This window comes from Paenisporosarcina quisquiliarum (assembly GCF_027563315.1).
In the GTDB taxonomy this organism is placed as follows: domain Bacteria; phylum Bacillota; class Bacilli; order Bacillales_A; family Planococcaceae; genus Paenisporosarcina; species Paenisporosarcina quisquiliarum.
Genome location: NZ_JAMKBJ010000012.1, coordinates 14916 through 36330 on the forward strand (window position 1 = coordinate 14916; position 21415 = coordinate 36330).

21 protein-coding genes and 1 tRNA gene are annotated in these 21415 nt (G+C 40.8%); 13 read left to right on the forward strand and 9 right to left on the reverse strand.

The genetic code is table 11. From position 1 onward, the window contains the following. Positions 1–236: 236 nt before the first annotated feature. A complete protein-coding gene (locus M9R32_RS12735) occupies positions 237–1322 on the reverse strand; it encodes an acyltransferase family protein (protein WP_269927119.1) in 1086 nt (361 codons plus the stop codon). Positions 1323–1444: 122 nt separating this feature from the next. Here M9R32_RS12735 and M9R32_RS12740 point away from each other — a divergent pair, with 122 nt between their 5' ends. Next, positions 1445–2317, forward strand: coding sequence for a GNAT family N-acetyltransferase (locus M9R32_RS12740; protein ID WP_269927120.1), 873 nt, complete (start codon positions 1445–1447; stop codon positions 2315–2317). A gap of 55 nt (positions 2318–2372) precedes the next feature. Here the strand turns inward: M9R32_RS12740 and M9R32_RS12745 are convergent, their stop codons facing one another. Both M9R32_RS12745 and helD read right to left on the reverse strand, forming a co-directional pair. After that, positions 2373–3560 (reverse strand): GTP-binding protein, encoded by a 1188-nt coding sequence (locus M9R32_RS12745; RefSeq protein ID WP_269927121.1) that lies wholly within the window; start codon positions 3558–3560, stop codon positions 2373–2375. Between the two features lie 273 nt (positions 3561–3833). After that, complete coding sequence (gene helD, locus M9R32_RS12750) at positions 3834–6074, reverse strand: RNA polymerase recycling motor HelD (RefSeq protein ID WP_269927122.1); 2241 nt, start codon at positions 6072–6074, stop codon at positions 3834–3836. 329 nt (positions 6075–6403) lie between these two features. Between helD and kynA the strand changes: the two genes are divergently transcribed. Continuing rightward, on the forward strand, positions 6404–7264 hold the full coding sequence (kynA, locus tag M9R32_RS12755) for a tryptophan 2,3-dioxygenase (RefSeq protein ID WP_269927123.1): 861 nt from the start codon (positions 6404–6406) through the stop codon (positions 7262–7264). Positions 7265–7276: 12 nt separating this feature from the next. Continuing rightward, the gene (locus M9R32_RS12760; RefSeq protein ID WP_269927124.1) at positions 7277–8005 is read left to right on the forward strand and encodes a glycerophosphodiester phosphodiesterase; all 729 of its coding nucleotides are present in this window, start codon (positions 7277–7279) and stop codon (positions 8003–8005) included. 187 nt (positions 8006–8192) lie between these two features. Here the strand turns inward: M9R32_RS12760 and M9R32_RS12765 are convergent, their stop codons facing one another. Next, entirely contained in the window at positions 8193–9224 is a 1032-nt protein-coding gene (locus M9R32_RS12765; protein WP_269927125.1) for a DUF2804 domain-containing protein, read from the reverse strand. 76 nt (positions 9225–9300) lie between these two features. On the opposite strand from M9R32_RS12765, the gene M9R32_RS12770 reads away from it, so the two are divergent. The 7 genes from M9R32_RS12770 (at position 9301) to M9R32_RS12800 (ending at position 13467) form a co-directional block, all read left to right on the forward strand. After that, a tRNA-Ala gene (locus tag M9R32_RS12770) sits at positions 9301–9373 on the forward strand. 141 nt (positions 9374–9514) lie between these two features. Next, positions 9515–9991 (forward strand): DinB family protein, encoded by a 477-nt coding sequence (locus M9R32_RS12775; protein ID WP_269927126.1) that lies wholly within the window; start codon positions 9515–9517, stop codon positions 9989–9991. A 146-nt stretch (positions 9992–10137) separates the two neighbouring features. After that, positions 10138–10605 carry a hypothetical protein gene (locus M9R32_RS12780; protein WP_269927127.1) on the forward strand — a complete coding sequence of 156 codons (468 nt, stop codon included), beginning with the start codon at positions 10138–10140 and terminating at the stop codon, positions 10603–10605. Further along, positions 10580–11119, forward strand: coding sequence for a DUF6241 domain-containing protein (locus M9R32_RS12785; RefSeq protein WP_269927128.1), 540 nt, complete (start codon positions 10580–10582; stop codon positions 11117–11119). Before M9R32_RS12780 ends, M9R32_RS12785 begins: the two co-directional genes overlap by 26 nt. 278 nt (positions 11120–11397) lie before the next feature. Continuing rightward, complete coding sequence (locus tag M9R32_RS12790) at positions 11398–11925, forward strand: site-2 protease family protein (protein ID WP_269927188.1); 528 nt, start codon at positions 11398–11400, stop codon at positions 11923–11925. Between the two features lie 477 nt (positions 11926–12402). Further along, on the forward strand, positions 12403–12873 hold the full coding sequence (locus tag M9R32_RS12795) for a DUF4830 domain-containing protein (protein WP_269927129.1): 471 nt from the start codon (positions 12403–12405) through the stop codon (positions 12871–12873). Between the two features lie 105 nt (positions 12874–12978). After that, positions 12979–13467 (forward strand): amidase domain-containing protein, encoded by a 489-nt coding sequence (locus M9R32_RS12800; protein WP_269927189.1) that lies wholly within the window; start codon positions 12979–12981, stop codon positions 13465–13467. Between the two features lie 93 nt (positions 13468–13560). Here M9R32_RS12800 and M9R32_RS12805 read toward each other — a convergent pair whose 3' ends face one another. Together M9R32_RS12805 and M9R32_RS12810 are read right to left on the reverse strand one after the other, a co-directional pair. Then, positions 13561–14418 (reverse strand): DegV family protein, encoded by an 858-nt coding sequence (locus M9R32_RS12805; RefSeq protein ID WP_269927130.1) that lies wholly within the window; start codon positions 14416–14418, stop codon positions 13561–13563. 117 nt (positions 14419–14535) lie between these two features. Further along, entirely contained in the window at positions 14536–15105 is a 570-nt protein-coding gene (locus tag M9R32_RS12810; RefSeq protein WP_269927131.1) for a glycerol-3-phosphate acyltransferase, read from the reverse strand. 83 nt (positions 15106–15188) lie between these two features. Here M9R32_RS12810 and M9R32_RS12815 point away from each other — a divergent pair, with 83 nt between their 5' ends. Further along, the gene (locus M9R32_RS12815) at positions 15189–17009 is read left to right on the forward strand and encodes a diguanylate cyclase (RefSeq protein WP_269927132.1); all 1821 of its coding nucleotides are present in this window, start codon (positions 15189–15191) and stop codon (positions 17007–17009) included. Positions 17010–17046: 37 nt separating this feature from the next. Here M9R32_RS12815 and M9R32_RS12820 read toward each other — a convergent pair whose 3' ends face one another. From M9R32_RS12820 to M9R32_RS12830, 3 genes are all read right to left on the reverse strand, one after another. Next, positions 17047–17169: a hypothetical protein gene (locus tag M9R32_RS12820; protein ID WP_269927133.1), complete on the reverse strand. Its 123-nt coding sequence runs from the start codon at positions 17167–17169 to the stop codon at positions 17047–17049. Between the two features lie 155 nt (positions 17170–17324). Next, positions 17325–19127 (reverse strand): adenylate/guanylate cyclase domain-containing protein, encoded by a 1803-nt coding sequence (locus tag M9R32_RS12825; RefSeq protein ID WP_269927134.1) that lies wholly within the window; start codon positions 19125–19127, stop codon positions 17325–17327. Positions 19128–19129: 2 nt separating this feature from the next. Continuing rightward, a complete protein-coding gene (locus tag M9R32_RS12830; RefSeq protein ID WP_269927135.1) occupies positions 19130–20284 on the reverse strand; it encodes an HD domain-containing phosphohydrolase in 1155 nt (384 codons plus the stop codon). A 142-nt stretch (positions 20285–20426) separates the two neighbouring features. Between M9R32_RS12830 and M9R32_RS12835 the strand changes: the two genes are divergently transcribed. Together M9R32_RS12835 and M9R32_RS12840 are read left to right on the forward strand one after the other, a co-directional pair. Next, positions 20427–20777, forward strand: coding sequence for a DUF3307 domain-containing protein (locus M9R32_RS12835; protein ID WP_269927136.1), 351 nt, complete (start codon positions 20427–20429; stop codon positions 20775–20777). Positions 20778–20806: 29 nt separating this feature from the next. Further along, complete coding sequence (locus M9R32_RS12840) at positions 20807–21385, forward strand: nitroreductase family protein (protein WP_269927137.1); 579 nt, start codon at positions 20807–20809, stop codon at positions 21383–21385. Positions 21386–21415: the final 30 nt, after the last annotated feature.

Sequence of the window (21415 nt, forward strand, 5' to 3'; positions counted from 1 at the left end):
AACTATTTTGAAGAGTAACGCTGACAGAGGTACTTTCTGTTGATTGGAGTGGAGGCGGCGACTTCAGCGGGAACAGCACGAGCTGAAGGCCCCGGAAGAACGTAGTGATGAGGAGACTGAGGCCGTGCCCGCGAAACGCGTCCGCCGCAAAGGAAATCAACATGTCAGTCTCTGCCCTAATCTAGAAAAACCTTTATTATCTAAAAATGAGCTTATCAAAAGAAAAAGCTGAGCCTCTAGTATTGAGGCTCAGCTTCTTTTAATTTAACTGGTTTAGCAGCTGCTTTGCGTTTCTTCGGTGAGAAACCACCGAGGAACAATCTGCCGTGAGGGACCAGCTTTTGGATGATAATTGATGCCACAATCGGAACAATCAATCCAAATGCTGTAAATCCGATGATGCCGTAATTGAAGTAATCATTCAACACGATATCCGTGAAAATATGAAGATACATAATCGAAATCGAGTGTTTTTCAATTTGTTGCAACCACTTCAATGACATGCGAGAAGCGATCCATTGGAATGCACCCACAAAAACAAGTGTCATGGAAATCGGAATGATTAAATCCAAAACAACATGCTCATAACGTAGGAACTTCATGCTTAGGTGATAATCAATAATGCCGAACCAATCGAGTGAAACGGCAGACACCGTTCCAATCAACCCGGCAATCAACCATGGCTTCGTAATATTCATCCAAATATTCTTCATATAATAGCCTAGTGCAAAGTAGACAACCGCCATCAGTGCCACGTCGATATTCCAAATCATCGGAATGGTTTGAGAGGCTTTGTCTGGTGCACCGCCAATAACTTGCATCGCAAATACACTTTCAATGTGAGCGATTAAATAGAAAACAGCTAAAATTGCAATTTGTTTTGTACGATTAAAGTACTTCGTCATCCATAAGAAGAACAAGAACGTAAAGAACAATGTAGTGACAAACCAGAAGACGCCATAAGCACCTCTTGCAAATCGACCACCTATTACAAGTGTCCAAATATCATTTAAATACCATGACATATCCAAGTTTCCAGAACCGATTTCCATTCCATAACGAATGACCGTAATCGTTACAAGGAAAAACAAGTATGGTACGATTAATTGCATAAAACGTTTATGAATAACTTGTTTTGAAAGTCCTTTTTCCAGAACCGGTTTGAAAAACATTCCGCTTAAAATAAAAAAGGCGGGCATATGGAACCAATATATATACTTCCCAAGAGGGAAATCAAGTTGTCCAGGGTAATGGCCGATTACGACAAGGATCATTAAAAATCCTTTCGTGACGTCAACCCAAGATAATCGTTTCTTATCCATGATTTTACTCCTCCATGAAATCAGACTGTTGCTATTATATAGCCTATCTAGGGAGGAAATAAACCGTTGTTACCATAATGATACACGTTAGTCACAACAATGAAAGAAAGGTGGAAATACTTGTGGACATTGCCATATTAACAGTTTCGTTCCCATTGGATGTGGAAACATCGAGTGAAATCCAGGCTTTGCTTCGTGCAAACGAAGAAATAGAAGGAACCAATTACGAGCAAGTGTTAAATATACCAGTCATGACGGATCCATTAACTAAAGGCTTTGCTGTACTTGCTTATGCAGAAGATGAAGTCGTTGGTGTCATCTCTGCCATCGATATGATTGGGATTCATTCCTATGAGTGGAGCGGACTTGTTCATCCTGAATATCGCAGACAAGGACTGGGACAGGCATTGACGAAAGAATTACAACATAACTTGGAGCTCCGTGGATATGAAAGTGAGCTTGCATTGAACATAAAAGATTCGAAGGTAGGGGCAGCATTTTTGCAACAGGCTGGCTATGAGTGGAATTTTTCAGAAGCAACACTGAAAGCAAATGTGAAAGCTATAGAAGAAAATTCAGCAGTGGAAGTGTACCCGCTTACTGATGAAGCGCAGGAACTTAAGCATATTTTAATGAATGCATTTGGGGATACAGAAGACGAAGTGCAAACATTGCTAGATTACAATGCATCGAATCCATCTCGACATGTGTTTGTAGCGAAACAACAAGAGAAAGTTGTCGGTACCGTCACGCTTGTGGAAGACGGCGAAACGCTCTGGGTAACTGCTTTAGCGACAGATTCAGAGAGACAAGGTCAGGGAATCGGTTCAGCTTTGTTGGCATTTTCACAAGCAGAAGGATTGAGAAGAAATTGTAAAAGTGTGATGCTAGACGTGGAAATCGACAATAATCAAGCATTATCGATTTATGAAAAAGCGGGTTTCCATCCCGTTATGCAAGTTGATTATTACGTGAAAAACCCCATTGCGAACTAATGCGCAGTGGGGTTTTTGGCTTCATATCTGAATTACTTTGATTAAAACTCCTGAATTAATTAGCAGCCACAAAAGGGGGGATTGGGTCAGCAAATGTTGTCCAATCACTCATCATTTCGTCATCTGTCAGCAAACAAGCATCCAGCTGAGCTTCAATATCTTCCCTGTCCATATCGAGACCGATCCACACCATCTCAGTTTGACGATCCCCATGTTTCTCGTCCCATCTGCATGCTACAGATTTATCTTCTTGCATAATCAACCGTTGTTCCGCTTTAGGTAAGGCTGCAATCCAATATCCAGCTCCTTGGAACTGAAGGGAATTGCCGGCTTGGGACAATAATCCGGCCATTTTATTTCGAGTGGCCAACCAGAAAAAGCCTTTAGAACGGACAATTTCTTGTGGAAAGGCACTTAGCCATGCATGCCATCTTTCGGGATGGAAAGGACGTTTTCTTCTGTAAACAAAAGAAGTGATTCCGTATTCTTCGGTCTCTGGTACATGTTCTTCATTTAACTCCTTAATCCACCCAGCCGATTGACTGGCTTGCTCGAAGTCAAATAACCCTTGATCCAAAAGCATGGAAGGGTGAACGTTCCCTTTCTCAATAGGAATCAAAATGGCATCTGGATTCATTTTCTTCAGGAATGATTGGAAGGCAAGTACATACTCTTCCGTAACCAGATCAGTTTTACTAATCAAAATAATGTTAGCAAATTCAATTTGGTCGATTAATAAATCGGATACATCACGGACATCGTTTTCATCATCCGTCTGTTTGCGTTCTAACAACGAGTCCCCGCTTTCGTAATCACTCCAAAAACGGAAAGCATCCACTACTGTTACCATGGCGTCTAAACGACAATACTGAGAAAGGTCAATTCCCACTTCTGCATCGATATATGTAAAAGTCTGTGCTACCGGAATTGGCTCTGAAATACCGGTGGATTCAATGACGATGTAATCGATATCTCCTTGTTTCGCCAATTTTTCTACTTCAATCATCAAGTCTTCACGCAGGGTGCAGCAAATGCAGCCATTTGTCAGCTCCACCAATTTTTCTTCAGTACGTGAAAAACCTCCCCCTTGAATCAGTTGAGAATCAATATTGATTTCGCTCATATCGTTGACGATCACCGCGATTTTCTTTCCCTCTTTGTTGGCTAGCAAGTGGTTCAATACTGTTGTTTTACCTGCGCCAAGATAACCACTTAACACAGTAACTGGAATTTGAGTTTGCATTTGTTCGCTCCTTCATGATTTAATGTAAATAGTAATGATTACGATTTAAACAATACAACGAATAATTGATTCATGCAAGAGGAAAAGAAAAAACGTTTCCCTTTGATAAGAGAAACGTTAGGCTAGTCGACCGGACAAACCCGACCTTTGGTTGTAATAAATGACGTTCACGTAGGAATAATTGGCGTTGACGTAGGAAAAATTGAGCTCCACGTAGGAAAAATCGATGTTCACGTTGTAAAGGCAAGTTGTCCCCGCACTTTATTGATTGTTTCAAGATTTCTTTGATATAGCAGGCAATAAAAAATGCTCACGGTTTGGTCCGACTAAATGTAGCTCATGCATCGGACGAGTCATCGCGACATATAAAAGCTTGCGGTCAATTGCATGTTCGCGGAACGGGGTATCAAACGCCACAACGATCACCGCATCAAATTCTAACCCTTTTGCTAAATGGCTCGGCACGATGAGCAGCTTTTCTTGGTCTATATCTGAATGGTCGCTCAGCAACTGAATCGGAAGGAAATCTTCCAGGTGCTTCGCAACAGCTTTTGCCTCTGTCGTCGTTTTGCATATAAGGGCAATCGAACGATGACCACGACTTCGGACTTCATCCAGTAAAGTAACAATTCGGTTGCCATCAATCGTTTTCATTTCGTGAAACTGCGGATCGATGCCGTGACGGACGACGGGTTCCACCAATGGTAAGTCTTCGTCCATTTGCATCAAAATGCTGTTTGCCATTTCCATGATTTCAATTGTCGTTCGATAGCTTTTTTGCAAAGTCGTGTAAGTGGCACGGGGAAATAATTCAATAATTGGATCCCAGGAAGTGAGGGCCCAGTAGCTATGAATGCCTTGAGCTAAATCTCCTACCATTGTAAACATATCCGTTCCAAGGCCTTCTTTGAGGGCGGCGAGTTGGAAAACGCTGTAATCCTGGACTTCATCTATAAACACCACTCGCATTTTCCACTTGTCGGAAATGCCTTTAATCTTGGCATGCATGTAATAAAGAGGGGCCAAGTCTTCTATTTCCCATGACTCAATCGAATGGCTTTGAAGAAACGCCTTTTTCTGTTCCTCTGTCCATAGAGTGGCATGTTCATTTATTAACTTTTCATTTGTCACAAACTCACGATACATATTTTTGATGTTGGCTTTTTTAAAACGTCTCATGTAAGCATTAGCGGTGGTCTTGGATTCTTTTTCAATCAATGGAATTCGACGATCGCGCTCATCGATGAATTTCGTTACTTCCGCTTTGCGTTTTGCATCATCACGAACGACCAACGCTTTATCAAGCGCAGCATCGTATTTTTTGTTCAACACAATCAGGATTTCTTTTTTCTTTTGTCGCACATGCGATGTCAAGATCATCTTGATTCGTTCCAACCGTTTTTCAATTGGCATATAGGAAAAGTCCGTTAAGAATAAGTTTCTTAATTTGGAACCACGCATGATGCAGTACTTCTCAATGTATACATCTTCGAATTGGTCAGCTACCGATTTTTCATATTCATAAAGAAAGGCGTCTACTAACATCGTATAGGAAAGAGAACCTTTCATCTGAGATTGCCAAAGCATCATTTCATCCGGGTTTTCCTGTTCTGTTAATGCTGCAAGCTTCAGGTTCACATCTTTCAGTTTGACTTTAATCCCCGTGGCGTTCAAGACATATTCAGTGTAGGTTGTCTGGCATATTTGACCGACTCCAAGCTCAGGCAATACATCCGCTATGTAGTCCATAAACAGTTTTGATGGGGCTAAAATCATTAACTTTTCTGCTGGGAAATGTTCACCCATTGTATAAAGGAAATACGAAATACGATGCAATGCAATCGTCGTTTTTCCACTGCCTGCCGCCCCTTGCACAATAATGGGTTGCTTTAAATGGGCACGAATGATTTCGTTTTGTTCAGCTTGAATGGTCGACACAATTTCAGTTAAACGGACATCTGCTTTTCCTGAAAGTGCTTCTTGCAAAAGCTCATCATTGGTCGTTAAATCGATATCCCGAACATCCTGCAGCTCACCTTTTTCAATGGTGTATTGCCGCTTTGAAAATAGGTGACCGGTAAACGTATCTTCCCGGACATCGTATTCGATATCCCCGAGCCGCCCATCGTAGTACACATTGGCAACAGGCGAACGCCAGTCCACTATGATCGGTTCCTGTGTTTCCCGGTGGAATAAAGAAGTCTTTCCAATGTACAGCATTTCACTGTCTTCGCCGTCTTTTTGGAAATGAATGCGTGCAAAATAAGGCTTTTGCTGAATGGCTTCCAGTCCTTCTTTTTGAGAACGGGCCATTTCGAAAAACCTGGCATTGGTTAAAATGTTCATGTAGCTTAAACTGGAATCCAAATAATCCAAATCGGCCATTGCATGACGAATATTCTCTTGTGCAGATTTCACATCGCGTTTCGATTCGTCGAGTAACTGTTGCATATAGTGTTTAGTGTAGGTCAGGCGCTCTTGCTCTTGCTCAAAATCAGGATGTTTCTGTGTCATACAGTCCTCCGATATGAAGATTTGGGCCCACAGGAAGTGGGTCATGAAGGCGTTGCGACACGATGTCGCGTTCTTAGCCTTCATTCCTAAACTCATGCAAAAAAAGCTTTCGAGTCGATCCTTCCAAGCGCCGGTGTCAGGCTAGATTGGCGCAATGCGCTTTTCTGAAGATGTTGGGGTTTGAAAACAGAATAGAATCTTACCATAGTTTGGGAATCTCTTGCAATAAGAATTTTCACAATTTTAAGTAGTCTGTTAAAGTGTTGAATCTCATGTCATAATACAACTAGATGAGATGAGTGAAAGTAGAGCCTTAAGGGGATTTTAAAATGGATAAGAAACCACTGGATAACGGTCAAAATCGTGCTGCACAAGGTGAAGCAGGATTACATACGAATTTTAAAGAAAACATGACATACGGGGAATACCTTCATCTCGATAAATTGTTAACAGCACAGGACGGCTTGACCGATCACCACGACGAGCCATTATTTATTATGATTCATCAAGTCTCGGAGTTGTGGATGAAATTGATTTTGCATGAACTGCGAGCAGCTATAAAAAATATTGAAAATGATGATCTTCAACCTGCATTTAAGCAATTAGCGCGCGTCTCTAAAATTCAGACGCAAATCATTCAAGGGTGGGATGTTCTGTCCACTTTGACACCTGCAGAATACATGGAGTTCCGTTCGTCACTTGGCAATGCAAGTGGTTTCCAGTCTTACCAATACCGCATGATTGAATTTGCACTCGGCTATAAAACGAAGCATGTGCTTAAAATCTATGAAAAAGACGAAGAGTTATTGAACACATTAACAGATGCTTTCCATCAGCCAGGTCTATACGATGTCGCGATTAGAAAACTCGCTCGAGCTGGTCTGCCTATTGATGAAGAAATTCTTTTGCGTGATGTCTCGGCTCCGTATGAACCAAACGCCAGTGTACTCGAAGCATGGAAGACTGTTTACCGTGATGTCGACCAATACTGGGAGCTGTATCAATTAGCCGAGAAGCTTGTGGATATTGAAGACTGGCTGCAGCAGTGGCGTTTCCGACACATGAAAACAGTGGAACGAATCATTGGCTTCAAGACAGGTACAGGCGGATCTTCAGGTGTTCATTACTTAAAGCGAGTACTCGACCAATATTTCTTCCCAGAACTATGGACATTACGTACAGAAATTTAAGGAGGACTTTACATGAAAATCTATGCTCATCGTGGTGCATCAGGAACGTTTCCCGAAAATACTCTCGCTGCATTTGAAGAAGCAGCTCGACTCGATATCCATGGAGTGGAGTTCGACGTCCATCTGACAAAAGATGGAGAACTCGTCGTTATTCATGATGAGACAATAGACCGCACATCAGATGGCGTAGGGTATGTAAAAGATTTAACGTTAGCTGAGCTGCGTACTTTTGACTACGGTATCTGGTTTGGAAGTGAATTTGCAGGTCAAACAATTCCTACTTTGGAAGAAGTATTAGCGGTGTTCCAACAAACCACACATCATATCAATATCGAGCTTAAATCGGATATCTTTCCATATGAAGGCATGGGGGAGAAAGTGCTCCAAGTAATTGAAAAGATGGGAATGGCAGAAAGGGTTGTCATCTCCTCTTTTGATCACGAAGCGGTCAGGGAATTCAAGAAACTGGCACCTCATATTGAAGTCGCTATCTTAACCTTGGAAGTGTTGGTAGATGCATATGACTACGCCCGTTTCATTCCAGCGGATGCTCTTCATATCTTCCTCCCGACAGCCATGCGAAAAATGGCAAAAGAGGCCTTAGTAAAAGGAGCAATCCTTCGCGTCTACACGGTAAATGACATTGAGAACGCGATGGCTTTGCAGAAAATCGGCGTGCATGCGATTTTTACGGATTATCCAGAACGTATGAAGCAGGCGTTGGAAGTAGGAACGGTTTAAAAAGTTGCTGAAGTGATGCTAGATTTGGTATTGTCCAGTCAGCAATGCTTTTCGTCCATTCACACTAAAATGAACAAAAAAATCCTCGTCCTCCTGTTAATCAGGAAGATGAGGATATTTAATTATGTCTTGAAGTCTGATTACAAACGCCAGCGTTCAGAATAGAGTAGGCTTCTTCGTTTTCGTTTTACCACTTAGCCTTGTGCTCATCGATTGATCCAAGCATTTGGGTAATCGCAAGACGGGAGCCGTCGTCAAGATAAACGAAGCCTTGATAATATCCAATGAGTTGATTAATCTCGGATGTGACGAGACGGGCATTAATTTTCGCTTCACGTTTAAAAAATGGGGTAAACGTTAAATTGACATCACGTGAAAATTTCGAACGAATCTGCCAAGGTTTCATATAATCAGTCTCATCATAAGAAAATATGACATCTTCAGAGATTTTCGTCATGTGTCCATCGACAAATACTGCATTTTCCGTCATACCCGTTCCATCGGTCCATTTTCCACCGAAGTTCAGACCTATGCGCTGTCTGCCGACTCGTTGAGAAGCCATTGCCCAATTCCAAGAAGCGGATCTCGCCCAAACGCCACGTCCATAATCGAGTACGGAATAACTGTCATCCGGGTTAAATGAATAGCGCTTGTCCCCAATTTTGACAAACCCGCGAGTCGGGAGCGTATGATGCTTGGCCGTATGTTGAAAGAGTTGACGATTCCAAGGGATGACAACATTCAATGAATCGTCATTTTCAGGATGCTCGATATGTAAATCTGCATGTAGCAAATCTCCGTCGAAATCAGATACGGTGACCGTCATATGTGTCTCATTTTGCATATGAAATAATTGGACACTCATTTCGTTATTGGAAAATTTCACTGTTTCAAGAACTTGGCTCGGCATGTGAACACGTTGTCCCAGTGGAATCGTAATCGTCTTCTCAAAAAATCGTTGCGTTTCATAATCCAGGAAATACACGCAACAAATCGCTGCGTAATCCAAGTGGCGGATGCTAGCTGAAAATAAAATATCTTCTCCGTACACACACCAGTAATTCCATTTTTTCTTACGCATAAAATGTCCGGATAAATTACTATCGATTAACGGTTTTCGAGAAAAACCGATTGCAGCAGGGTTCAAATTTCCTTTCGAATCGCATAATGCAATGGGCGCAAAAATTTCACGCTCTGCATGTTGTTGCACTTTTTGCATTTCGCCACCCTCTCGCCTCTTGAATCAACTAGTATTCTTGCTATATACTGAGTATTGTACCAAATATTTTGATAAAGGGGTATTAGCTCAGCTGGGAGAGCGTCACGCTGGCAGTGTGAAGGTCGTCGGTTCGATCCCGATATACTCCATAAAATAGACAAGCCACTCGTATCGATAGATAGAGTGGTTTTTGTTTTGACCGGAATATTTACAAACATGGAGAATAAAATATTACGTACTATAGAATAGGGTTGGGAAGGTTGAGATATTTGGTCTATGAAACTAGTTTGATGACAACGAGAAATCATCTGTTAAATGAATTGAATGAACTAAGTTATGAAGATTTAAATTACAATCCAGAAAAAAATAGCTGGAGTATTGCTCAAATTTGTCATCACGTAGCTTTAACAGAAGAAACTTTTGCAAAAGCAATCGCTTATGGACTTAAAAAATCCAATGTCAGAGCCGAACAGAAGAAAATTGATTTTATGTTAGACAGATCGAATAAATTAAAAGCACCAGAAATTGTTCAGCCGCCAATTGATTCATTAGAATCTGATCAAATACTAGACCTTTTGAGCCAATCAAGAATTTTATTGATGAGTGTATTAAACACAGTGGAGGATAGTTCCACATTGACTGAGAAATCAGTGCCACATCCATTCCTTGGTGAATTACCGCTTAATCAATGGATTGAATTAATATACTTACATGAACAAAGGCATATTGAACAAATAAAAGAAATTAAATTACTCGCCAAATCTTAACTGAATTTTAATGATAAAAAGCACGTACTTGGTCTAAATAGATTGAGTATGTGCTTTTTTGCTATTTGATAGAAAATTAAAAATATCTTTGTGATGTAAGTTATTTACAGTAAAATAAAGTTATTATCTATTGATAGGTGGTATACATGATTTCTTTACTTATTACGGGTCTGATTGTCATGGTGGTTGGCCATATCGTACTCATCACATGCTCTTTTAAAAGTACAAAACAAGAGAATAAAATATTGTTTCAGACCCTTCCTGTATCATGGTTCTGGCTTGTCTTTGTTGTTGCTCACAAAATCAGGGAGTGGAAATTTCCCCTCGAAGATACCGAAGGATATACCATGGGATTTGGCTTAATTCTTCCGGGAGTATTCATTTTGATTTTAATCATAATGATTGGTGGAGGAGGGGGCATGAAGGCTGCAAGGAGGTATAATCAAAAACCTTTACTCGTCATATCAGCATTATCTGTAACTGTCATCTTTACGAATGTGTTGGTTTTTTTACTCTATCCAATTGTCTCGCTGTTCATTATCATAAAGAAATTACTAAGAAAAACTCAACTGTTTAATGGAGGAAAGTATGAAAGAAAAGAGCGAGAGATTTAAGTTCACTAAAGTACAGAAAATTGTGTTGAGCATTGCGGTTTTGGGTATTGTTGGAACGATTATCTATGGAATGTACGGACAAGAAGTACCCATTATTAAAAAAGATGGAACAATTACAGAAACTACGACTGAAGATGGCGGGAAAATAATTGAAGTAAAAGAAGTGAGAGACCAACCTGTTGAAGAAGAATTTCCGATGAATATGCCCGATTTTCAGGTAGGTCAAGTTATCCATCAAATGAGCCACCAGAAAATAGAAGCGGAAGAAAAGTGGGGGTTCCTTCCTTTGACAGCTGAGCGTGTGAACAGATTAATAGACGTAGTTGAAAATGGTGATTATCAAAATAAAAATCGCTATTTAAGCATTCTTAATCGGTGGTCAAAAAATGATTTCACGCAAGTAGATGAAGATCACAATACAATTTGGAACTTGCAGGGTGGAAATGTGGGCAAGGCAACGGGAATTCTCAGTTATGAAGAAGAAAAAGAATTCATTGAAAAATACTATGAATAGTAAAGGCACTCACTTTCGTGAGGGCCTTTTTATTTTTCCCTAGGACGGTTGTATTGTTAAGAACATCATTTCTAGAAAATGATTAGTGAAATCCAGCAAGTGAAATGGTACATTAAGTTTACAGGTAATGGAAGGAAGTAGAATCTATTAACTGAAAAAGAATAGTATGAAAGCAGGCGAGCAACATAGAGTTTTTAGCATTTCCTTTAGAACAAATCCCATATGTACTTATTACATTAATAATTGCCTTTACGTTACATGAATTTATGCACGCTTGGATGGCTTCAGTGTTTGGAGACGACACAGCAAAAAGAGAGGGACGAGTAACGCTTAATCCTTTAAAACATCTGGACATAGCTGGTACTCTTCTAATTTTTATTGCTGGATTTGGTTGGGCAAAGCCTGTACCAGTAAACGCTGCATATTTCGCAACTAGACGCGTTCAATCCATCATCGTCAGTTTAGTTGGACCCCTCAGTAACTTTGTTCTGGCGTTTATTGGATTTACAATTTATTATTTTTCACCAATGAACATGACAATGGATGAATTCTGGAATGTCTTTGTCATGTTGAACGTAGTGTTAGGTGTGTTTAATCTTTTGCCACTACCCCCATTGGATGGATATCGAATTGTGTCCAGTCTATTTCCAGTCAAAATTCAGGAAAAACTGCGACCTTTGGAAGCTTACGGTTCCATTGTCTTTTTAATTGTAGTTTTGACGCCAATTGGCGATAGCACCATCATGCCATTCATCGGAAGTAGTATAGACGTGGTCATGAGTTTGTTCTATTCAATTTATGAATAATCAAAGTGTGTTCCTTTGTCTATGATAGCGTAGCCTGTTGGGTTTCGCTTGTTTTTTTGGCAGGAGTCTTTTAGAAATAACCGACCACTTTTCCCGCTGGAAATTTAAAGAAGAATACTTACAGTAGCGCTTTCTGTTGATTGTATTGGAGGCGGCAGAAAACAACTGCTCCTGCGGTTACTCGTCGCAAAGATTGGGACCGAATTCCTTGGTCCAATCATTTCAGCGGGAACAGCACGAGCTGAAGGCCCCGGAGTCACGTAGTGACGAGGAGACTGAAGCCGTGCCCGCGAAACGCGTCCGCCGCAAAGAAAATCAACATTATCATCTATAACATTATTTTTAAAAGCATACAGTTATATTCAAAGTTTTTGAAACCACTCTCGGGAAAAGAGTGGTTTTTCTTTTATTTGAACAACAAAATGAAACTTTTGATTGGAAGAAACTACAAATTGATACATAGAGGGGGAGATGGGCATGAATAGATCTTCGATTTGGGCAACTTTGCTTTTACTGACAGTGGCAATGGGTATCACTTTTTTCGTGTTGAATCATGAACGTGAACCAATCAAACAAAGTGAACCTGTAAAAGCTGCTGTCATTGAGGACTATATTGCGGAAAAGTATGGAGATGAATTTGGCTGGAATATCCAAAATGGTCACAAGAGTATGGCTGAAAATGAACTCAGTTTATATCCGGAAGCATATGAAAATGCGAAAAATGCAGGTGTGGATTTGAAAGCTTACAGTGGAGAATACATTAACCATTATACATTTCCGCTATTGCCTATTTGTCAAAAAGACGGTGAAGACCGTGGTGTAAAGCTGATAGTATTTGAACACAATGGTAAATTCTTTGGCGATTATATGGGTTCGCTCAATACGGATGGTGGACCCCGAAAAACCATCACAAAAGACGAGTGGCTCGCCGAAGATCACTGCAAATAACTTCTCGACAATAAAACGCCAAAGACGATACTTCTCATATTTAACACGCTCCATTCTTCTAATTCCGTCAATATTTACATACGCTCTCCATAAGGAGGGATTTCTATATACAATCGTCAAGCAGCCGTGGATTATGCGAATAGGTGGTGGAACTCCAACAATCCAGCTTTTCCCGTATTTGATGTCGATTGCACGAATTACATTTCCCAATGTTTGCTTGCAGGTGGAGCTCCAATGCGAGGCTATCCAAACCGAAATAAAGGATGGTGGGTCAGAGGGGGCACGTGGAGCTTTAGCTGGAGTACTTCACATTCACTCAGATGGTATCTGGATACGTCCACAACAGGCTTGCAGGCAGTAAAAGTGGCGAATGCCAGCGATTTAAAGCTGGGCGATGTCATCAGTTATGACTTTCAGGGCGATGGCAGATTCGATCACACGACGATCGTTACAGGATTTAATGAAATCGGAGAGCCACTTGTCAATGCACATACCGTCAGCGCCCGTCAAAGGAATTGGCGCTATACAACGTCACCAGCCTATACAGATGATGCGAGATATATTTTCTTTCATATTAAAGATTCATTTACGTAAAAAACCCTTGGAATCCCAAGGGTTTTTGTGTTGTACACTTTCTATGTCTCGCTTCAGGCGCTCCTCTTAAAGGGTGCTTGAAGCTTTTTTCATTTATTCAGCAGGTACGTGCCAAAGTGCAGCGATTGTACCTTCACCAGCATGGACTGCAAGAACTGAGCTGATTTCACCAACACGAACTTCCAGACCAGGAACCTTTGATTGAATCAGATCTTTTAATTCCGCTACTTGATCTGGTATATTGCCATGCATAAGATCTATTGAGCGAACACCGTCTTTTTCGTATGCATCGACGGCTTTATCAACTAAATAGTTGAGCGCTTTCTTTTGAGAACGCACTTTATCAAGCGCTTTCAATTCGCCTTCTTCTGTTAAGTGAATAATTGGTTTGACTTGCAATAAGCTACCCAAGAAAAATTGAACGCCACTCATACGACCGCCTTTATAAAGCTGGTTCAAGTTTCCGATTAAAATATAGTTACGTAAGTTTTTCACTTCGCTTCTAAGTTGTGTAGCAATTTCTTCAAGATGCATTCCACGTTCTTGCAAAACGATTCCGCGCTCTACAAGTTTAGTGATGCCAGATGATAGAGCAAGAGAGTCGACACATTCCATATGAACTTCAGCAATTTCAGCACCTGATTTGGATGAAGAAATGGTTCCGCTCAATTTGGCCGAAACGTGTACGGCTAGAATAGCTTCATACTCTTCACTGATTTGTTCATAGAGTTTGGCAAATTCACCTGCAGCTGGTTGAGAGGTCTTTGGAAATTCTTCTGCATTTCGAATGCGATTGTAAAGTTCATCTGAAGTTAAATCAATGCCATCCGCATATTGTTCCTGTCCAAAATGGATAGCTAATGGTACAACATGTACATCTGGGTGGGCAGCGAGTATATCGCTAATATAAGCAGTACTATCCACAACCCATGCAATTGGTTTTTTTGACATCTACTAAACACCCTATCTTTAATTAAAGATTTTGACTATTTATTACTATAACACGAAAAGTATTTTCTCGCGATGGTCTTTGGTTTAAAATGAATTAAAGCTATTCAAGTGATAATGTTACGAGCGTTTCCATTTCTGTTCATCAAAAGATTGTTTGAAGTCGAAGCGATGTCGATACATAATGAAGAGTATCGCAACAACTATTGGCCAAGCATCTAATATTTCATTTAAATAGATAACTGACCCAATATACGCAAAATAACCGAAAATCATGCTAAGTGTAGCACTTCGTATAAAAAGTAACGCGACTAAAAAGACCACAATGAACGCAAATGCAAATAATAGATTGAAAGTCAGGCCAATTCCGACGAAAGTTGCGATCCCTTTTCCGCCTTTGCCTTTTAACCAAAATGGAAACATATGACCACAAATGACCAACAAACCACCCATTGCCACTGCCCATTCTTCAAAGCCGAAGTAGCGTCCTGCGAAGATTACAAGAACACCTTTCAAGGCATCACCTAAAAAAGTGAGCAGGAATGCGGATTTACCAATCACTGCACCTGCATTGCGTGCGCCTAAGTTTCCACTGCGATGGTGGCGTAAATCCGTTTTATAAAATTTCCCTACCCACCAGGCAGTCAGAACATTACCCAATAAATAGCTGGCCAAGAAATACATAATCATACGAACACCTCGCAAACGCTTTCTTTCTATTATGAAGGAAAAGCATGAATTGGGAAATAATATTTAACGCAGGAGGGAACCTATTGAAGAAACCTATACATATCCTTTTATTCTTCATACTCTTGCTTTCAGGCTTTTCGCTTCCATCCATAACTGAACAGAATGAATTGGTAGCGGATCAAGGAATAATTAATCTTCAGTCCTATGAATTTTCTAAAGATAAATTGATTAGTTTGAACGGACAATGGGCTTTCCATTGGCAGCAGTTATTAACACCAACAGAAGCCCAACAACAAAAAACATCTGATTATATGGAAGTGCCAGATGCTTGGGACATTCAAACAGGAACCATGTTAGGTTATGCAACCTATTCCTTGACGATTCAAATTCCTGAGAATTTACAGGGGCAAGTAATGGGCATTTATATTCCACATCAATATTCTTCCTACAGCTTATGGGCGGACGGGGAACGTATTGCGTTTAATGGTAAGGTGGGCGATTCCAAAGAATCCAGTGAACCGGCATTTCGTAAAGAACTTGCTTATTTCACTCCTGAAAGTCCAGAAATTAAACTAACTATGCAAGTTTCAAATTTTGAATTTCCAATCGGAGGGGCGACGAGACCGATTCTATTCGGAAAAGCAGATGCCATCTCCACTCATTACACCGAACTGATCGCGTCCACACTCTTCGTTATCGGCGGAATTTTAGTGATGGGAATCTATCAATTGGGTATATTTATTTTCAGACGACAAGAGAGAGCATTTTTGTATTTCGGCATTGTCAGTATCATTATTGCTGCACGTGCTCTGTTTGTAGAACCATTATTTTTCACGGTATTATTCCCAGACTTTTCATGGTTATGGCAAAGTCGACTGGAACATTTGATATTGTATGTCGGATATATGATGTATCTACTGTTTTTAAGATACCTTTATCCAAACGAAATGAGCCGATGGGTGGTTAGATGGTCAATCGTGTTATCAGTCGTACTACTTGTCATTACAACAATAGTTTCTCCATTAATATACCGACCAATATTTAATTATTTCCTCGTGATTGCCTTTGTAACGATGATGTATGTTTTAGTTGTTTTGTTTAAAGCAGTTCGCATGAAAAGACCCACAGCTGTTGTGAATTTAACCGCGAGCATTCTATTCTTTATGACCGTTATCAATGATGCGTTGATTTCCCTTAATTGGATTGACGGAATGCATCTAGCGACATACGGATTTTTCATGTACATTCTGATACAGTCGATTAACTTGAGTCGTAATTATGCACGGAAGTTTCAGGAATCTGAATTATTGACGGATGAGCTGCGAGATTTGAATTTAACGCTGGACGAAAAAATTCATGCACGGACAAAACAATTGGAAGTAATGAATGAAAAATTACATGAACTTACGTTACTGGACGGTCTGACAGGTTTAAACAACCGTCGTTTCTTTGATGAAAAAATGGTGGAAAAAGCCGAGAAAGTGAAACGCACGAAAGACCCGGTGACACTATTGTTAATCGATTTGGATGATTTCAAGAAATATAATGACACATATGGTCATGTATTAGGTGACGAATTAATCAAACTTGCAGCCGCCATCTTTAAAAATGTAGTGGGTTCTCGAGGTTATATCGCCAGATACGGCGGGGAAGAGTTCGCCATCATTTTGCCAGACTGTACAGAAGAAAAAGGATACATATTGGCCGAGGAGATCAGGTTGGCTATGGAAGATGCAAAAATGGAACATCTCGAGAGTTCAGTTAGTGAGTTTGCTACCTTGAGTATCGGAGGGACTTCATCCAGCAGACATCCTCATCAATGTCCTGAAGATTGGATTAAACTCGCTGATCGCGCATTGTATGAATCCAAAGAAAAAGGAAGAAACCGCGTCACCATGAAGTAAACGAACCACGCCCCGGCGTGGTTTTTGTTTTTTCTTATTAGAGGACAATGGTGCTAAAAGATGCTATTACAACGTGAGCTTCGATTTTTCCTACGTCAACGTCAATAATTCCTACGTCACCCTCGATTTTTCCTACGTCAACACCGATTAGCACACTCAAGAGTCAGGTTTCCTCCTCTCAGCCTCAATCGACAACATAAAATCAGCTTCACTTTGCACGAAATAGAAACAACCTGCCAAAATTTCATCATTGGCAGGTTGTTTCTCAATTGATTAAGATTATTTTATAAAAAAGTTGAGCCATCATCAATCCAATCAATTCCTTTTCAATCGCACTAACGAAAATGCACCATCAATGCCTTGCAAAGACGCTTCAAAAGGTTCCACTGAATAATCCAATAGCAGTTGTTGGGACGCAGGATTTCTTACTAAATCCTGATAACCCCGCTCACTTATGACGATGTCGTCACCTGTACTTTGGTTTTGGATCCGCGCTGCCATATTAACGGTGCGACCAAAATAATCGAGGATGTCATTGGCATTAACGGCAATGACGGGACCGCTGTAGAAGCCTAATTTGATCGAAATCGGCTTAGATAGCGAAGCATTTAACTCAGCTACATTGGACTGAATTGCGTGAGAAGCTTTTAATGCCAAAGTATCTTCATAAAAACCGGCCATCACGGAATCTCCAATGGTCTTAATAATGGCACCGCGATGAGCTTGTATATGTTGTTTTAAATAATCAAAGTGCTTTTTCACATCAGAATAGGCAAGAGCGTCACCGATTGCTTCGTACAATTTAGTGGAGCCTTTCAAATCCGTAAATAAAATCGTCATTTCACCAACACCAATTTGCTGGTCAGGTGATAGAACTTCCGTTGCAAATAAATCTCGGAATAACTGTAGCGATGTCACTTCCCGGGCGGTCAATGCAAATGAATCCCATTCCGTCTCTTCCAGGGCAACGACAATTTCATGTTGCGCTTGATTGAAAATATTCACTTCATCCACACATTTCATCGTCACTCGATTAAATCCAGACTCCGTATACATCAAAGTTGCATCCTCAGCAGGGGATTCGTCTTCGAATTCCACACTATGATTAAATTTCACAACGCGAAGTCGCAACTCCTGTGGCCATCGTGACAGGTCCATCGTGCGGCGTTCACCCGGTGGAATGCGCAATTGTGAAACGACATGAGGAGAATTCATCGGTCCGTTCAGACAAAATAATGTCTCATCCGTCTTCCGAATGGAAGGGTTGATGACGAACTGCATTTCCACGTAGCGATCGAAATTCATTTCGAAATCCACACCACATAAATCGCAATGTACCGTATTATTCAATTGTTTCAAAGAAGTGGTTTGTTCTTTTGGCACACGGCAGTTCGGACACATTAAGCTCCATTGCTGATTCAAAATACCAGCTTTCGTTGCAAGCAAAAACAGTTCAATCGTTTCGCGTTTTGAATATCCACGATCATGTGCCCATTTCAGAGGCTTTAGGTGACTCACTTCATCGTCGGTATGCGTGCGAATCATATGTAATAGGCTATGTATCATTTGTTCGTTTGAAAATGTTGCACGAAGACGCTCTGCCAGCAAGTTGAGTCTGTCTGCATTCACAGAAACAGCCTGTTTTTTCTGAGGTCTTGGCTCGTCCGAAGATTTATTTTCCTGAAAAGCTAGGGAGTAAGGAAAGATTCGTCGAAGTTGAGGAATGATCACCGTTTTTAATACGACTCTTCCAACAACATTACGAATGGTGAAATCAGAATCCAGAATAAGGCGGGTGCGATTGGGCGTGACACGTTCCATTCTGACCGTCCATAAGGCACGAGAAACAGGGCCAACTGAATAGATTCTTTCAATCACATAATGGGAATTTTTAACCCACTCAAATGCATGTTCACGCCACTCCGTTTTGATGAGACCGAATGCTTTTGCTTCGGCATTTCGGTGCAAAACATTGCTGTCGTATGAAAAGGTCGAAAATTGAACAGGGAAAAGTCCGATGTAATCGTTCAGATGATTTGTATCGGAGAGCAATGTCCACAGTTCTTCAATCGACAAGTCAAATTCTCGTTCTTCATGAAATAGAACAGTGTTGCTCATCTTCAGTCTCCTGCACTTTCTTCGGAATATTTCGTACGTATTTCAAGGAATGTATCGAGGTTTTGGAAAAATAAATCAATCAAATTGGGATCGAAATGCTTGCCACGTTGTTCCTCAAGATAGTTCAATACTTTTGGAATCGGCCAAGCGCGTTTGTATACACGCTCGCTGGACAAGGCATCGAATACATCAGCAATGGCAGTGATTCTGCCAAATATATGAATCTCAGTTTCTTTCAGCCCGTTAGGATATCCGCTACCGTCCCATTTCTCGTGATGTTCATGTGCGATGATGGCAGCAGTCCGCAGTAATTCACGCTTCGAATGCTTAAATACATTGTAGCCAATGGTCGTATGTGTTTGCATCAAAGCAAATTCTTCTGAAGTTAAAGCACCTGGTTTTAACAAAATGGTGTCCGGAATGGCTACTTTGCCAATATCGTGCATCGGTGAAGCGTGCTTCAGCAATCTGGCTTGCATCTCTGGCACACCGGCTAATTTAGCTAGCTGATAGGAATACTTTGCGACACGCTTCACATGATTACCGGTTTCCTGTGAACGGCTTTCCCCGATTTCACCCATCGTTTCAATCATTTCTTTTTGCGTTTCAATTAATTCATTGCGTAACATGGAAGATTCCAATGACTTGCCAGAATAGGAGGCAGCCAATGTTAAAATCTCTAAATCCCGCTCATTGAACGTTTCGCTTTCAGTCTGTTTATTTATTGCCTGGAAAGCGCCAATGACAATCCCTTCCGCATTGCGAAATGGAATGCACAGCACCGATTTAGTCCGGTAGCCAGTGGCTTGGTCAATCGCCGGATTGAACCGATCATCCGTATAAGCATCTTCCACAATAATGGATTGTCCAGTGGAAAAGCTGTGACCTATGAACCCACTTTCATCGGGAATGATAACAGGGTCTATCCCATGTGCTACAATAGTCCATAGTTGATGATTTTCCGAATTGTGAAGCCACACTGTGCAGCGATCTGCGAGAACAAGACGCTTCCCTAAATCGGCTAGAATCATGAGTAATTTATCTAAATCTGTTTCAGCAGTGATTTTCCCCATATATTCAAAAATGACCGCAAGCAATTCTTCTGATGGCAGTTCGTTTTGAGCATGAGATTTAGGAGTTGAGTCATTTTTAAACATATCGAAAATCCTTCCTGCCATAAAACATGGTTTGATTTTTATAGGAAATTGTTGGTATGGTAATATTACCATAGGTTTAGTGAATCATATAGTATGGATAACTGACGCGAAGAGGATTTTTCGCCATGTGGAGGAAGCTTGGATGACGATATTCAGTTATTTGCTCATAGGTCATCTAATAGGCGATTTTTTGTTCCAAACCAGTTGGATGGCAAGGCTAAAGGCGACTAAGTGGGTTCCTTTAATTGTTCATTGTATCGTTTATACAATGTCACTAATTGCTGTTGCGTTTTTAGGAGGCGGCTTGTTGCCGATCGGAGCAATCGTTCTTCTATTCTTTAGTCATTTGGTATTGGACAAACGCCTATTTGTTGCATGGTGGGTAAAACACGTCATGCGAACGGAAGGCCAGGAAACAAAATGGCTCTGCATAATGGTCGATCAGATTTTCCACGTAATTATTTTAGGTGTGATCGCACACTTTTGGTTTTAACTAGATAGTGAAAAGGGGAACTTACACACATGAATGAACAATCTTTATCAGTACGCGAAGCAATAATTCAACGTCGCTCGGTCAAAAATTTCAATGGACAACCTGTAGAACGCGAAACATTAATGACGGTTCTGGAAGATGCTAAATGGGCACCGAATCACGGAAATCGTGAACCATGGAGAGTGGTTGCGGCTTGTGGTAAAGAATTGGCCGATCTACATACAGTTTTGAGAGAGTTTGGCGTTACAAAGTGGAAAGATCTTTCTGAAGACGAGTTAACAAAACAAATGAAGAAATTTACTGCTCCGGGAGCTTATGCATTTGTCATTGTTCCAGAAGATGTACGCCAAAAAGAACGATTGGAAGACTATGCAGCTGCAAGTGCCTATATTCAAAATGCGCAATTATTGGCATGGGATTTGGGGATTGGCTCTTGTTGGAAAACACCACCATTCCTTGATGCTCCTAAATTCCGTGAAGCGCTAGGCGTGAAGCCGGGTGAACGCATCATCAGCATGTTGCAGTTGGGTTATTTCGATGAAATGCCAAAAGCAAGACCTCGTAAAGAAGTAGACGAGTTCGTAACATTTTTCTCATCAAACAACTAAAAAATCCCGGTTCATCGCATTATTTGCGAG

Coding starts and splice junctions, on each gene's coding strand:
- M9R32_RS12785 (WP_269927128.1), top strand. CDS start 10,580: ATGAAAGAAAAGAGCGAGAGATTTAAGTTCACTAAAGTACAGAAAATT.
- M9R32_RS12805 (WP_269927130.1), bottom strand. CDS start 14,418: ATGTCAAAAAAACCAATTGCATGGGTTGTGGATAGTACTGCTTATATT.
- helD (WP_269927122.1), bottom strand. CDS start 6,074: ATGACACAGAAACATCCTGATTTTGAGCAAGAGCAAGAGCGCCTGACC.
- M9R32_RS12840 (WP_269927137.1), top strand. CDS start 20,807: ATGAATGAACAATCTTTATCAGTACGCGAAGCAATAATTCAACGTCGC.
- M9R32_RS12790 (WP_269927188.1), top strand. CDS start 11,398: ATGGCTTCAGTGTTTGGAGACGACACAGCAAAAAGAGAGGGACGAGTA.
- kynA (WP_269927123.1), top strand. CDS start 6,404: ATGGATAAGAAACCACTGGATAACGGTCAAAATCGTGCTGCACAAGGT.
- M9R32_RS12765 (WP_269927125.1), bottom strand. CDS start 9,224: ATGCAAAAAGTGCAACAACATGCAGAGCGTGAAATTTTTGCGCCCATT.
- M9R32_RS12810 (WP_269927131.1), bottom strand. CDS start 15,105: ATGATTATGTATTTCTTGGCCAGCTATTTATTGGGTAATGTTCTGACT.
- M9R32_RS12795 (WP_269927129.1), top strand. CDS start 12,403: ATGAATAGATCTTCGATTTGGGCAACTTTGCTTTTACTGACAGTGGCA.
- M9R32_RS12835 (WP_269927136.1), top strand. CDS start 20,427: ATGACGATATTCAGTTATTTGCTCATAGGTCATCTAATAGGCGATTTT.
- M9R32_RS12775 (WP_269927126.1), top strand. CDS start 9,515: ATGACAACGAGAAATCATCTGTTAAATGAATTGAATGAACTAAGTTAT.
- M9R32_RS12830 (WP_269927135.1), bottom strand. CDS start 20,284: ATGTTTAAAAATGACTCAACTCCTAAATCTCATGCTCAAAACGAACTG.
- M9R32_RS12760 (WP_269927124.1), top strand. CDS start 7,277: ATGAAAATCTATGCTCATCGTGGTGCATCAGGAACGTTTCCCGAAAAT.
- M9R32_RS12825 (WP_269927134.1), bottom strand. CDS start 19,127: ATGAGCAACACTGTTCTATTTCATGAAGAACGAGAATTTGACTTGTCG.
- M9R32_RS12780 (WP_269927127.1), top strand. CDS start 10,138: ATGATTTCTTTACTTATTACGGGTCTGATTGTCATGGTGGTTGGCCAT.
- M9R32_RS12745 (WP_269927121.1), bottom strand. CDS start 3,560: ATGCAAACTCAAATTCCAGTTACTGTGTTAAGTGGTTATCTTGGCGCA.
- M9R32_RS12735 (WP_269927119.1), bottom strand. CDS start 1,322: ATGGATAAGAAACGATTATCTTGGGTTGACGTCACGAAAGGATTTTTA.